Annotated in this window: 13 protein-coding genes and 1 tRNA gene; 11 read left to right on the plus strand and 3 right to left on the minus strand. The window is 63.9% G+C overall.

Annotated features, from left to right (window positions below; translation table 11 throughout):
* Positions 1-51: 51 nt before the first annotated feature.
* Positions 52-519 carry a MaoC family dehydratase gene (locus SBA_RS12930; RefSeq protein WP_261936730.1) on the plus strand — a complete coding sequence of 156 codons (468 nt, stop codon included), beginning with the start codon at positions 52-54 and terminating at the stop codon, positions 517-519.
* Positions 520-602: 83 nt separating this feature from the next.
* Complete coding sequence (locus SBA_RS12935) at positions 603-1,229, plus strand: LysE family translocator (RefSeq protein ID WP_261934741.1); 627 nt, start codon at positions 603-605, stop codon at positions 1,227-1,229.
* Positions 1,230-1,233: 4 nt separating this feature from the next.
* Here the strand turns inward: SBA_RS12935 and SBA_RS12940 are convergent, their stop codons facing one another.
* Together SBA_RS12940 and mutL are read right to left on the minus strand one after the other, a co-directional pair.
* The gene (locus SBA_RS12940; protein ID WP_261934742.1) at positions 1,234-1,743 is read right to left on the minus strand and encodes a hypothetical protein; all 510 of its coding nucleotides are present in this window, start codon (positions 1,741-1,743) and stop codon (positions 1,234-1,236) included.
* A 4-nt stretch (positions 1,744-1,747) separates the two neighbouring features.
* Positions 1,748-3,538 (minus strand): DNA mismatch repair endonuclease MutL, encoded by a 1,791-nt coding sequence (mutL, locus tag SBA_RS12945; RefSeq protein ID WP_261934743.1) that lies wholly within the window; start codon positions 3,536-3,538, stop codon positions 1,748-1,750.
* Between the two features lie 160 nt (positions 3,539-3,698).
* Between mutL and SBA_RS12950 the strand changes: the two genes are divergently transcribed.
* The 7 genes from SBA_RS12950 to SBA_RS12980 all read left to right on the plus strand — a co-directional run bounded on the left by SBA_RS12950 (position 3,699) and on the right by SBA_RS12980 (position 10,331).
* Positions 3,699-4,745, plus strand: a complete 1,047-nt coding sequence (locus tag SBA_RS12950) for a rod shape-determining protein (RefSeq protein ID WP_066601439.1) — start codon at positions 3,699-3,701, stop codon at positions 4,743-4,745.
* Between the two features lie 17 nt (positions 4,746-4,762).
* Entirely contained in the window at positions 4,763-5,677 is a 915-nt protein-coding gene (gene mreC, locus SBA_RS12955) for a rod shape-determining protein MreC (RefSeq protein WP_224549444.1), read from the plus strand.
* Positions 5,674-6,201: a rod shape-determining protein MreD gene (gene mreD / locus SBA_RS12960; protein ID WP_224549442.1), complete on the plus strand. Its 528-nt coding sequence runs from the start codon at positions 5,674-5,676 to the stop codon at positions 6,199-6,201. Before mreC ends, mreD begins: the two co-directional genes overlap by 4 nt.
* Complete coding sequence (gene mrdA / locus SBA_RS12965; RefSeq protein WP_261934744.1) at positions 6,198-8,282, plus strand: penicillin-binding protein 2; 2,085 nt, start codon at positions 6,198-6,200, stop codon at positions 8,280-8,282. Before mreD ends, mrdA begins: the two co-directional genes overlap by 4 nt.
* Complete coding sequence (rodA, locus tag SBA_RS12970) at positions 8,279-9,391, plus strand: rod shape-determining protein RodA (RefSeq protein WP_261934745.1); 1,113 nt, start codon at positions 8,279-8,281, stop codon at positions 9,389-9,391. Before mrdA ends, rodA begins: the two co-directional genes overlap by 4 nt.
* 106 nt (positions 9,392-9,497) lie before the next feature.
* Positions 9,498-9,573, plus strand: a tRNA-Lys gene (locus SBA_RS12975).
* A gap of 374 nt (positions 9,574-9,947) precedes the next feature.
* Positions 9,948-10,331, plus strand: a complete 384-nt coding sequence (locus SBA_RS12980; protein ID WP_261934746.1) for a c-type cytochrome — start codon at positions 9,948-9,950, stop codon at positions 10,329-10,331.
* A gap of 7 nt (positions 10,332-10,338) precedes the next feature.
* Here the strand turns inward: SBA_RS12980 and SBA_RS12985 are convergent, their stop codons facing one another.
* The gene (locus SBA_RS12985) at positions 10,339-11,100 is read right to left on the minus strand and encodes a competence/damage-inducible protein A (protein WP_261934747.1); all 762 of its coding nucleotides are present in this window, start codon (positions 11,098-11,100) and stop codon (positions 10,339-10,341) included.
* 80 nt (positions 11,101-11,180) lie between these two features.
* Here SBA_RS12985 and map point away from each other — a divergent pair, with 80 nt between their 5' ends.
* Both map and SBA_RS12995 read left to right on the plus strand, forming a co-directional pair.
* Positions 11,181-12,011 (plus strand): type I methionyl aminopeptidase, encoded by an 831-nt coding sequence (gene map, locus SBA_RS12990; protein WP_261934748.1) that lies wholly within the window; start codon positions 11,181-11,183, stop codon positions 12,009-12,011.
* Between the two features lie 243 nt (positions 12,012-12,254).
* Positions 12,255-12,593 carry a P-II family nitrogen regulator gene (locus SBA_RS12995; RefSeq protein WP_066601956.1) on the plus strand — a complete coding sequence of 113 codons (339 nt, stop codon included), beginning with the start codon at positions 12,255-12,257 and terminating at the stop codon, positions 12,591-12,593.
* Positions 12,594-12,658: the final 65 nt, after the last annotated feature.

The raw sequence follows: 12,658 nt of genomic DNA on the forward strand, positions 1-12,658 counted from the left end.
GTAAACGGAAACCGCTTCTAAGCCTTCATCCGTTGCAATGGGAGACGGATGATGGCGGAAGAAATTGTCTATTTCGAGGACATCGCGATCGGCGACGGCTTCGACTTCGGCCCGCTGACGGTATCGCGCGATGAGACGATCGCCTTTGCGGCAGAGTTCGACCCGCAACCCTTCCATCTGTCCGACGAAGCGGCCGCGCAGACCCATTTCGGGACGCTGTCCGCCAGCGGCTGGCACACCACCGCCCTGTTCATGAAGATGTTCGTCGCGGAAATGCAGCGGCAGCCCGGTCGCCAGGCGGCCAGCCTGGGGGCGATGGGCGTGGACGAATTGCGCTGGCTGCGCCCGGTACGGCCCGGCGATACGCTGCGTGGACGCAGTGAGGTGATCGACAAGAAGGCATCGCAAAGCCGCCCGGAAATGGGCATCGTCCGCAACAAAGTGACGATCTTCAACCAGGACGACAGGCCGGTCCTGACCATGATCCCGATCGCCATGTGGCGCACGCGGCCGCAATAGGGGCCAGCCCGCGCCAGCCGGACCTTTGCCCGTGCGTCGCATCCGGGCATGGATATCCCGCCAATCCCAGGGGGAGAATGACCATGCCCAGCGCGCCCCATCTTGCCGCCTTCGCGCTGATCTCGCTGGGCATGGTGCTGACGCCCGGCCCCAATATGCTCTATCTCATCTCCCGCTCCATTGCGCAGGGACGGATGGCCGGAATGATATCGCTGCTGGGCGTGGCCTGCGGCTTTCTCTTCTACATGGTCTGTGCGGCGTTCGGGATCACCGCGCTGCTGATGGCGGTGCCCTTCGCCTATAATGCGTTGCGGATCGGCGGCGCGCTCTATCTGCTGTGGCTGGCCTGGAGCGCGGCGCGGCCGGGCGGGCGATCGCCCTTTCAGGTGCGTCACCTTCCGATCGACGGCCCGCGCAAGCTGTTCGCCATGGGCCTGATCACCAACCTGCTCAACCCCAAGGTCGCGATGATCTACCTTTCGCTGCTGCCGCAATTCGTCGATCCGGCGCGCGGGAACATCCTGGGCCAGTCGCTGGTGCTGGGCGCGACGCAGATCGTCATCAGCCTGACGGTCAATGGCGTCATCGCCTGCCTGGCCGGATCGATCGCCGGATTTCTGGGCAGCCGGCCGCTGTGGCTGACGCTCCAGCGCTGGTTCATGGGCACGGTGCTGGGCGGCCTTGCCGTGCGGATGGCGGTGGAGCGATAGCGTTTCAGTTCGCTGCCGCCACCGGCTGATTGGCCTTGGCATCGGCGGCCATGATACGGACGGTCGGTGCTTTGGCCCCGGCAATCTGCACGATATGCCGCCCGGCCGGCAGGTCGAACCAGACGATCTTGCGGATGCCCGAACAGGCCGGGCCATGGCCATGCTCGACCGAGTCCACAGCCACCTTGCCGGCAACGACATCGACCCAGGCCGGCCCATCCAGCGCAATGCCGATGCGTGCGGCCTGTCTGAGCGACAGGGTGAAGAGCCCGCCATGCCCCTCTTTATCGCGCTTGCCCGGCGCTGCGGCGAATTGGACATAATCGGCGGGCGTCAGATCGGCGACGACCGGCTTGCCCAGCATGAGCGCGGGTGCGCCCTGTACCTGCGCCCCGGCCTGCGCCCGCCCGCTCTGGGTCCAGCTCGTCCAGGGTTCCGCCAAGGGTGCCGGGGCTGCACAGACCGGTTCGGCAACAGGCGCCGCAGCCAGCAGCAGGGCAAAGAGGATCGTCATCGGCTCATTTCCTCCCGAATAATTTCTCTATGTCGCCATGGCCCAGTTTCACCCAGGTCGGTCGCCCGTGATTGCATTGGCCCGATCGCGGCGTCACTTCCATCTCGCGCAGCAGAGCGTTCATTTCCGCGACGCTCAGCACCCGCCCTGCCCGCACCGATCCGTGGCAGGCCATGGTCGCGGCCACCAGATCGAGCCGCTCCTTGAGCGACAGCGCGCTGTCATAGGCGACCAGATCGTCGGCCAGATCGGTGACGAGGCCCTGCACGTCCGATTGCCCCAGCATCGCCGGAACCGATCGGACCAGCATCGCCGATGGACCGAATCGCTCCAGGTCTAGGCCGAAATCCTTGAGTTCCGCGATGCGCGCCTCCAGCCGGTCGCAGGCCGGTTCGTCCAGTTCCACCACTTCGGGGAGTAGTAGCGCCTGCGAGGCGACGCCTTGCCCCTCCATCGCCCGGCGCATCCGCTCCAGGGTCAGCCGTTCATGCGCGGCATGTTGATCGACGATGACCAGCCCATCCTCTGCTTCCGCCACGATATAGGTGCGCGCCACCTGACCACGCGCCACGCCGAGCGGAAAGCTGCCGCCTTCGGGCGCAGGCGCTGCGGCGGGTTCGGCGCGCGCCTGCGGCGGCGGGGTGATGAAGGACGGGCGGCGATCGGCGAAAGCGGATGGTGCAAACTGGCTGTAGCTCGCCGGCGAGGAGGCCGGCGCCTCGAAGATCGGCATCGCACCGATCGGGGTGGGCGAGACCGGTTCGGGCTTCCACGCCGCCAAGGCCGCCGGGTCGGCATTTTGCACCGCGCGAAACCCCTCCGCATCCAGCGCGCGGCGCAGGCCGGATACGATCATGCCGCGGATCAATGCAGGATCGCGGAAACGCACCTCGGTCTTGGCGGGATGGACGTTCACATCCACTTCCAGCGGCGGCACGTCGAGGAACAGCGCCACGACCGGATGCCGGTCGCGCGCCAACATGTCGGCATAAGCGCCGCGCAGCGCGCCGATCAGCAAGCGGTCGCGGACCGGTCGCCCGTTGACGAACAGATATTGATGATCGCCCACGCCGCGATTGTAGGTCGGGATCGACGCGACGCCGGACAGGCGGATGCCTTCGCGCTCCAGCGACACGATCACATGATTGTCCGCCAGCGCCCGGTCCGTCAGCGCCGCGACCCGTTCCTCGCGCGCCTCCTCGCCCTGCACGCCCAGCACCCGGCGACCGTCATGTTCGACCGAAAAAGCGACGGCGGGATGTGCCATTGCGAGACGACGGACAATGTCGAGGCAGGCGGCATATTCCGCCTTGGGCGAGCGCAGGAACTTGCGCCGCGCCGGCACCTTGCCAAATAGCTGCTCCACTATGACCCGGGTGCCGGGTGGCAAGGCGGTCGGACCCTCCGCCACCAGTTGGCCATTGTCGACCGTGCGGTTCCATCCATCGGCCCCACGCGGCCGGCTGTCGATCGACAGGCGCGCCACGCTGGCGATCGAGGGCAGCGCCTCCCCGCGGAAGCCCAATGTGGCCACATTTTCAATGGCATCGTCGGGCAGCTTCGACGTGGCGTGGCGCTCCAGCGCCAGCGCCATATCGCCCGAATCCATGCCGCAGCCATCGTCGCTGACCTCGATCCGATCCAGCCCGCCATTGGACAGGCGGATGGCGACGCGAGTCGCGCCCGCGTCCAAAGCGTTTTCGACGATCTCTTTCAGCGCGCTGGCGGGTCTTTCGACCACTTCACCGGCAGCGATACGATTGACCAGATGTTCGGGCAGACGGCGTATTGACATTGATTAGGGACTAGCCCAATCGAGCGCTTTCCGCGAGCCGCGAACCTGAATTTTTTGCACTGCAAGGCGCAAGAAAGAAGAGATGAACGGCAAGAGCAGAACAGCTTTCCGACCGGTCCCCAATCGCGTCGCGGGGACGGCGGGCGATACAGGATAAGGCATGTCGATCTTCTCGCGTCTCTTCAAATTCACCTCGCAGGATATGGCCATCGACCTCGGCACCGCCAATACGGTGGTCTATGTGCGCGGCCGCGGCATCGTACTGAACGAGCCGTCGGTGGTGGCGGTCGAGACGCTGAACGGCGTCAAGCGAGTGAAAGCGGTCGGCGTCGACGCGAAGCTGATGATGGGCAAGACCCCGGATTCGATCGAGGCCATCCGCCCGCTGCGCGACGGCGTGATCGCCGACATCGACGTCGCCGAGCAGATGATCAAGCATTTCATCACCAAAGTGCATGGCGGCAAGCACAGCCCCTGGCGCGCCCCTGAAATCGTGATCTGCGTGCCGTCGGGTTCGACCAGCGTGGAACGGCGCGCGATCCGCGACGCCGCCAGCAATGCCGGCGCCAGCCAGGTGTTTCTGATCGAGGAGCCGATGGCTGCCGCGATCGGCGCCGACATGCCGGTGACCGAGCCGATCGGGTCGATGGTGGTCGACATCGGCGGCGGCACGACCGAAGTCGCCGTGCTGTCGCTGCGCGGCCTGGCCTACACCACCTCCGTCCGTGTCGGCGGCGACAAGATGGACGAGGCGATCGTGTCGTTCGTCCGTCGCCACCACAACCTCTTGATCGGTGAAGCCACGGCGGAACGGATCAAGAAGCAATATGGCGTCGCCCAGCCGCCCGAAGACGGCGTCGGCGAAACGATCCATATCAAGGGCCGCGATCTGGTGAACGGGGTTCCCAAGGAAATCTCGATCAACCAGGGCCAGATCGCCGACGCGCTGGCGGAACCGATCAGCACCATCGTCGAAGGTGTCCGCATCGCGCTGGAAAACACCGCGCCTGAACTGGCGGCCGACATCGTCGACCAGGGCATCGTCCTGACAGGCGGCGGCGCACTGCTCAAGGGGCTGGACGACGAACTGCGCGACGAAACCGGCCTGCCGGTGACCATCGCCGAAGACCCGTTGACCTGCGTCGCCATCGGCACCGGTCGCGCGATGGAAGATCCGATCTTCCGGGGCGTGCTGCAAACCGCCTGATCGAGAAGGACGATTAGATGGCGCGGCCACCCAGCCGACGCCCCGGTATCAACCGGAAGGCGCAATATAGCCTTTTCGCCAGCTACGTCGTGGCGGTGACCGGTGCAGCCGTAGGCCTGTTACTGGTGGTGGTCGCGATCTTCGACCCCACCGGTTTCTCTGCGATCCGCATTGCGACGGCCGAAGCCGGTCGCCCGGTGTCCAACGCGCTGAAAGGCATGGTGAGCGGCGTCAGTTCGATTGACGAAGTGCTGGCCGCCTACTGGCGCGCCGGATCGCAGAATGTCGCGCTGCGCCGGCAGGTGGAGGCGGACCGCAACCGCATCATTGAGGCAAAGGGCGTCGCGCAGGAAAATCTGCGCCTGAAAAAGCTGCTGAAGCTGGTCGATGCCGACGCCAGCCAGGTGTTGACGGCGCGACTGATCGCGTCATCCGCCACCAGCACGCGCCGTTTTGCGCGTCTCAATGCGGGGCGCTGGCAGGGCGTCCGCCCCGGTATGCCGGTCCGAGCGCCCGAAGGGTTGATCGGCCGCATCCACATCGTCACGCCCAACAGCTCCGACGTGCTGCTCCTGACCGATACGAGCAACATCGTACCGGTGCGGCGGACGAACGATAATATCCCCGCCATCTCCACGGGCCTGGGCGACGGGACCGTCGAGATTCGGGCGCTGACGGCCGGTCGCAACCCTTTCAAGCCGGGCGACCTGCTGGTAACGTCCGGCATCGGCGGCGTCTATCAACCCAATATACCTGTCGCAGTCGTTGTCCGCGCGCAGGGCGAAATCGCCTATGGCGTGCCGCTGGCGAACCCTGGACGGGTCGACGCGGTGGTGGTCGAGCGCGCCTTTGAGGAAGCGGTCACCCGGCCCGGCCCGGCAGCCACCCCTGTGGCGGACGAAGGTGTGGCCGACAACGGCGCCACGCCATGATCGACCCGCATCTGCACCATGTGCCAAGATTGGGTCGACACCCCTCGCGGTTCCGCCTGGCGGGTACCCCGGTCATCACCGTGATGTTGGGTTCGTTCCTGACGGCGCTGCCGGTTATTGCGCAATCCCCGGTCATGCCGCCCTTCGGCCTGCTGCTGCTTCTGTCCTGGCGATTACTGCGGCCCGACCTGTGGCGCACCTGGATCGGCCTGCCGCTGGGCCTGTTCGACGACATGATGAGCGGGCAACCGATTGGTTCGGCCATGTTCCTCTGGACCGTGGCGCTGATCGGCATCGACACGATCGAGCATCGCATGGTCTGGCGCAGCTATCGACAGGACTGGCTAATCGCGGCGCTCGCCATTATCTTCTGCATCGCCGGGGGCCTGTTCTTCGCAAGGATCACCGGTGGAGGTAATGTGCGTTTCTTGCTGGTCGCGCCACAGATGGTCTGGACGATATTGCTGTTTCCCTTCGTCGTCCGGCAGTGCGCGCGGATCGACCGCTGGCGCGTCATGGCATGAAATTCCTTACCCCCAAGCGCAAGATCATCACCGAAGCCGCCCAATCCTTCACCTTCACGCGCCGCGCGATGGTGGTGGGCGGCCTGCAAGGCGCGATCGGCGCCGTGCTCATCGGGCGCATGGCCTGGATCAGCGTGGCGGAGAATGAGAAATATAGCCTTCTGTCCGAGAGCAACCGCGTCAACCTGACCCTCATCCCGCCGCGCCGGGGCTGGATTGTCGATCGCAACGGCCGGCCGCTGGCCAACAACCGCACCGATTTTCGCGTCGACCTGATCCCCCAGCGGGTTATCGATGCCGAGACGACCATTCGCCACCTGGCGCAATTGCTCAATCTGGAGCCGGACGAGGTCGATCGCATCCGCGAGGATCTGGAAAAGTCCGCTGGTTTTCGCCCGGTGCAGGTCGCAGACAAGCTGACCTACGACCAATATGCCGCGATCAGCGTACGTCTGCCCGATCTGCCCGGCGTAGCGCCCAGCCAGGGTTTTTCCCGCCATTATCCCGCTGGCGCGACGGTGGGGCATTTGCTCGGCTATGTCGGCGCGGCCACGGCGGAAGATTATAAGGCGCGCAAGGATCCGTTATTGATCACGCCCGGCTTCAAGCTGGGCAAGGACGGGCTGGAAAAGGCGTTCGACCGGCATCTGACCGGCAAGGCCGGCGCCAAGCGGGTAGAGGTAACGGCCCGCGGCAAGATCGTGCGGGAATTGACGACGCGCCCGGACACGCCCGGCAATTCGATCAAGCTCACGATCGACGCTGGATTGCAGGAATATGCCGGCCGCCGGCTTGCCACCCAGAGTGGTTCGGTGGTGGTGATCGACTGCCACAATGGCGATGTGCTGGCGCTGGCGTCGATGCCCAGCTTCGATCCCAACAGCTTTTCCGACGGCATCAGCCATCTGGAATATGAGATGCTGTCGAAGGACGACCATGTTCCGTTGCGCAACAAGACGCTGCAGGGCCTCTATCCACCTGGTTCGACGGTCAAGCCTATGGTCGCACTGGCACTGCTGGAGGCCGGCATCGGGCCACAGGAAACCATTAGCTGCGGCGGCGCGATCCGGGTCGGCAACACCCTCTTTCACTGCCACAAGCGGCGGGGCCACGGCCCACTCAACATGCGCGGCGCGATCGCCCAGAGCTGCGACATCTATTTCTATCAAATGGCGCAGCGCATCGGCATGGACCGGATCGCCAGCATGGCGCGACGTGTCGGCATGGGTCAGAAATTCGACCTGCCCTTCCCCAGCCAGAGCTATGGCACGGTGCCGGACCCGGCGTGGAAGGAAAAGAAATATAATCAGAAGTGGCAGGTTTACGACACGGTCAACGCCACCATCGGCCAAGGCTACATGCTCATCAACCCGCTGCAGATGGCGGTGATGGCGGCGCGTCTGGCGACCGGCAAACAGTTGATGCCCAATTTTATCCATAACGCCAACCGGCCTCAGCCCGCGACGGTCGGCGCGACCGATGAGCATCTTGTCATCATCCGCGATGCGATGAACGCGGTGGTCAATGGCGGCGGCACCGGCGGCGCGGCGCGCAGTTCGATCCCCGGCGTCATGATCGCTGGCAAGACCGGCACCGCGCAGGTCCGGCGCATCACCATGGCCGAACGCGCCGGCGGCGTGCGCGGCAACAGTTCGCTGGCATTCAAGCTGCGCGACCACGCCCTGTTTCAGGGCTTCGCGCCCTTTGATAATCCACGCTACGCGATCGCCTGCATCATCGAACATGGCGGGCATATGATCCGCAACGAGGACGCACCGATGATCGCCAGCGATACCCTGTCCTATCTGTTCGATCCGGCCAAGGCGATGGAGAAACTGGAGATGCTGGAAAAGGGTTGGGGCGGTACGCCCGTCGAGCGCCAGGCGCGCCAGATGGCCGCCTTCCGCCTCGCCAAGGCGATTGAGAAGGGGGAGGTTTCGCCCCCTTCTGATAATGCCGCGGACGATGTCGGTACTGCGGCGACGCCCTCCCCGACCGCACCGGCGCGGGCGCCGGAGCGCGATGAGAGCGAAGACGATGTTCCGCCACCGCCCGGCGCCAATGTGACCGGTGCGCCATGAGCATCGTTCCGCAGCCACTGACCGAATTTCCCTGGCGCATACTGGCGCTATTGCTTGCGATCGCCGGCTTCGGCACGATCGTGCTCTACAGCGCGGCGAGCGGGAGCGTCTTTCCCTGGGCGGCCATGCAGGCGGCGCGTTTCTGTATCTTTTCCGCGATGGCGCTGGCGCTCAGCCGCATTCCGGTGGAGATATTCGCGCGCTTCGCCTTCCCGGCCTATGGGGCGGTTCTGGCGGCCCTGTTCCTGGTGGAACTGATCGGCGGCGTCGCCGGCGGCAGCCAGCGCTGGATCAATCTCGGCTTCATGCAACTCCAGCCGTCCGAATTCATGAAGCCGATCATCGTCCTGACGGTCGCGCGCTTCTATGCCATGCTGCCAGTGGGCGAAATTCGGCGCTGGAACGCGATATGGCCGGCACTGGTCCTGATCGGCCTGCCTTGGGCGCTGGTACTCATTCAGCCCGATCTTGGTACTGCGACGATGATCGCGGCGGGCGGCGTGACGGTCATGTTCCTGGCCGGTCTGCCACTGCGCCTGTTCATCGGAACGGGACTGGCCGGGGGAGCGGCGATCCCGATCGCTTTCAGCTTCCTGCACGACTATCAGAAGAATCGCGTCCTTATATTCCTCGATCCCGAAAGCGATCCACTGGGCGCGGGCTATCATATCAGCCAGTCCAAGATCGCGATCGGATCGGGCGGCTTCTGGGGCAAGGGCTTCCTCCACGGTACGCAGAGTCACCTCGACTATCTGCCCGAAGGCCATACGGATTTCGTCTTCGCCACTATGGCCGAGGAATGGGGATTGCTGGGCGGCGCGCTGCTTATCCTTGCCTTCATGCTATTGTTCCGATGGGGCATCCGGGTCGCCATGCGGACCCAGGACAAATTTGCGCGGCTCGTTGCGGCGGGACTGACCACCACCATCTTCTTCTATGTGGCGATAAACCTGATGATGGTCATGGGCTTGGCCCCGGTGGTGGGCATCCCCCTGCCCTTCATGTCCTATGGCGGTTCTTCGATGCTGACGGTGATGCTGTGCATCGGCATCATCATGGCCATCGATCGTGCGGGCAAGCGACGTACAGGGACGGGAAACTGGGCCTAGATCGCCGCAGCCGAAAAATTTCCGGTCTTTGGGTGATTTATGGTTTGCAAACAGCCAAGCGACTGCTAACAGCCCGCCCACACCGGAGCGCCTGCGGCGCCGGAATGGACGCATAGCTCAGTTGGTAGAGCAGCTGACTCTTAATCAGCGGGTCCTTGGTTCGAGCCCAAGTGCGTCCACCATTTTCCCTTAGGCTGCTTCCAACACGGAGCTTCAGGCGTCGTCGGCATCGATGCAGAGCTGCAACAGACGGTTGTAGCGGCGGCGACAGCTTTCGTGGCGTAAAGCTCAATCGCCCCCTTCCCCGACATGGTAGCGCAACGAACTGCTGTGCTGGAAGGTCGACACCCCATGGGAAACGCGGCGACTGAGTGTGCGACAAACCGTAGGGCCTATGGACCCGGACGGCGATCGGCAGCGGAGGGCTGGATACACTATTAGCGACGCCAGTTGACGTCCATACGCTTAAACCCCCATTCAGACAGAAAGCCATAAAGGCGCATCAGCGGAGGAAAGGCAAAAGCCCCACCGCCTCATCTTTCAAGGGAAACGCTTCATGCCACTTGCGACCGTATCGAGACTGTTCGTCCTGACTGCCCTGTGCGCAGCCAGTTCCCCTGCACTCGCGCAGACGGGAGATGCGGCCAAGGGGAAGACGGTGTTTGCGCGATGCGCCCTATGCCACGATGTGAAGCCCGGACCGAAGAAGATGGGGCCGTCCCTTGCCGGCATATTCGGCCGCACATCCGGCACCATGGCAGGCTTCACTTATTCGCCTGCGATGCAGAACGCGAAGATTCGCTGGGACGCCAAGAGCATCGACACATTCCTGACCAAGCCGAGTGGGCTGGTCCCGGGAAATCGCATGGCCTTTGCCGGCGTGCCCAACGCGGTCGATCGCGCCAACCTGATCGCCTATCTGAAGGCCGAAGCCAAGTAATCGACCGCTAAATCCCGCCCGCCGTCACGGTCCAGCCGCCGCGCTCCAGCGCGGTGCTGAGATCGGCGGTGCAGGCGTCCAGCATCGCCGCATCGGTCGAGCGAATCACGAAATTGGCGCCTGTGCGGCCCTCGCGGAAAAAGGGATAGCTGCCGATCTGGCAGCCTTCATGGGCGCGTTCGGTCGAGGCGAGGAGGTCGGCAATCTCGCTTTCCGCCACCCAGCAGCCGATCGTTGCGGATAGCAGCGGGAGGCCGCCTTCCAACGTTCCCGTCAGGCTGTCGAGCATGCCGGCGGTGATATAGGGCACGCCGGCCATGATGAAGATGTTGCCATGGCGGATGCCCGGCGCGCCGGACATGCGATTTTCGATCAGGTCCGCGCCTGCTGGCACCCGCGCCATGCGAAGCCGCGCATCGGTCAGCCCGCCGCGTGTATCGTAATAGCCCGAAAGGATGGCGCGCGCGCCTTCGTGGATTTCCACCTCTACGCCCAGCGCCGCCGCGATCGCGTCGACCGTGATGTCGTCATGAGTCGGCCCGATGCCGCCGGTCGTGAACAGATAGTCGTTGCGCGCGCGGAGCGTATTGACGGCCTCGACGATCGAATCCCGATCGTCGGCCACCACGCGCACTTCACGCAAGCGAATGCCCTGAACGCCGAGCCAACTGGCGACCTGGCCGATATTCTTGTCCTGGGTGCGGCCAGAGAGGATTTCGTCGCCGATCACGATCAGCGCTGCGGTCCAGATGCGGGTCGGATCGGCCATGCGCCAGCCCATAGCCTGCGCCGCACGCCCTGACTAGTCGCCCTCTCGCATTATGCCGCCGTTGCGCTTATAAATGGTACATGACCGACTATATGACGATGACGGCCGATGCGCCGATTTCCCGCTCCGCCGCGATCAAGCTTTATGACGAATCCGGTTTCGCCGGCATGCGCAAGGCCGGTAGGCTCGCCGCCGAGATACTGGACGCGCTCGTGCCGCATGTGGTGCCGGGCGTGACCACCGGCGAACTGGACGATATCGTGCGCCGCATGTCGCTGGACGGCGGCGGAGTGCCGGCGACGCTGGGTTATCGCGGTTATACCCATAGCTGCTGCATCTCGCTCAACAATGTGATCTGCCATGGCATCCCGGGCGACTATCGGCTCAAGGACGGCGATATCCTGAATATCGACGTCACACCGCTGGTCGATGGCTGGCATGGCGACACCAGCCGCATGTTCATCGTCGGCGAAGCCGCCATCAAGGCGCGGCGGCTGGTCGAAGTCACCTATGAATGCCTGATGCTGGGCATCGAGCAGGCCAAGCCTGGCAATCATCTGGGCGACATCGGCCATGTGATCCAGCGCCATGCCGAAAAGCATCGCTATGGCGTGGTACGCGATTTTTGCGGCCATGGCCTGGGCCAGGTGTTTCATGACAGTCCCGAGGTCGTCCATATCGGCCGTCCCGGCACCGGCCCCGAACTGCGCCCCGGCATGTTCTTCACGATCGAGCCGATGATCAACATCGGCAAACCCGGCGTGAAGATGATGGACGACGGATGGACCGCCGTCACGCGCGACCGCACCCTGTCGGCGCAATTCGAACATAGCATCGGCATCACTGAAACCGGCTGCGAGATATTCACCAAGAGCCCGGCTGGCCTGGATTGTCCGCCTTACGCGCTCTAACAATCGAAACGCTGCCCAAAAAACGGGCAGAGAGTCACGATATTGCCCGGAATCCGGGCAATATGGACAAAGATTGCTGCATCGCCGAAAGCATGTCCTAGCGATTCGCCATTTGGCACGGTAATTGATTGTTAAGGGGAACGGCGCCTGCCTTTGGGGGGGATGACGATCGTTCCTTGAAGGAGAGTGGATGCGGGTCGCACCCGCATTCAGTGCGTGCGTCATGGGTTGGGATTACGAGTGATGAAAAAGATCGAAGCGATCATCAAGCCGTTCAAGCTGGACGAGGTGAAGGAAGCCCTGCACGAAGTGGGCGTGTCCGGCATCACCGTAACCGAAGCCAAGGGTTTCGGCCGTCAGAAGGGACATACCGAACTCTATCGCGGCGCCGAATATGTCGTCGATTTCCTGCCCAAGGTGAAACTGGAAGTCGTCGTCGACGATTCGCTGGCCGACCGGGTAGTCGAGGCCATCTGCTCCGCGGCACAGACCGGTCGAATCGGCGATGGCAAGATCTTCATTTCCGCGGTCGAGGGCGCCGTGCGCATCCGCACCGGCGAGCGGGACAGCGACGCGATCTGATTTAACGAATTTCCGCCGAGCCGGGCGGAAACGGACTTCAACTGCCCCTTCGGGGGGGTATTTTT

Origin of the sequence: Sphingomonas bisphenolicum (assembly GCF_024349785.1) — a bacterium.
GTDB classification, from domain to species: Bacteria; Pseudomonadota; Alphaproteobacteria; order Sphingomonadales; family Sphingomonadaceae; genus Sphingobium; species Sphingobium bisphenolicum.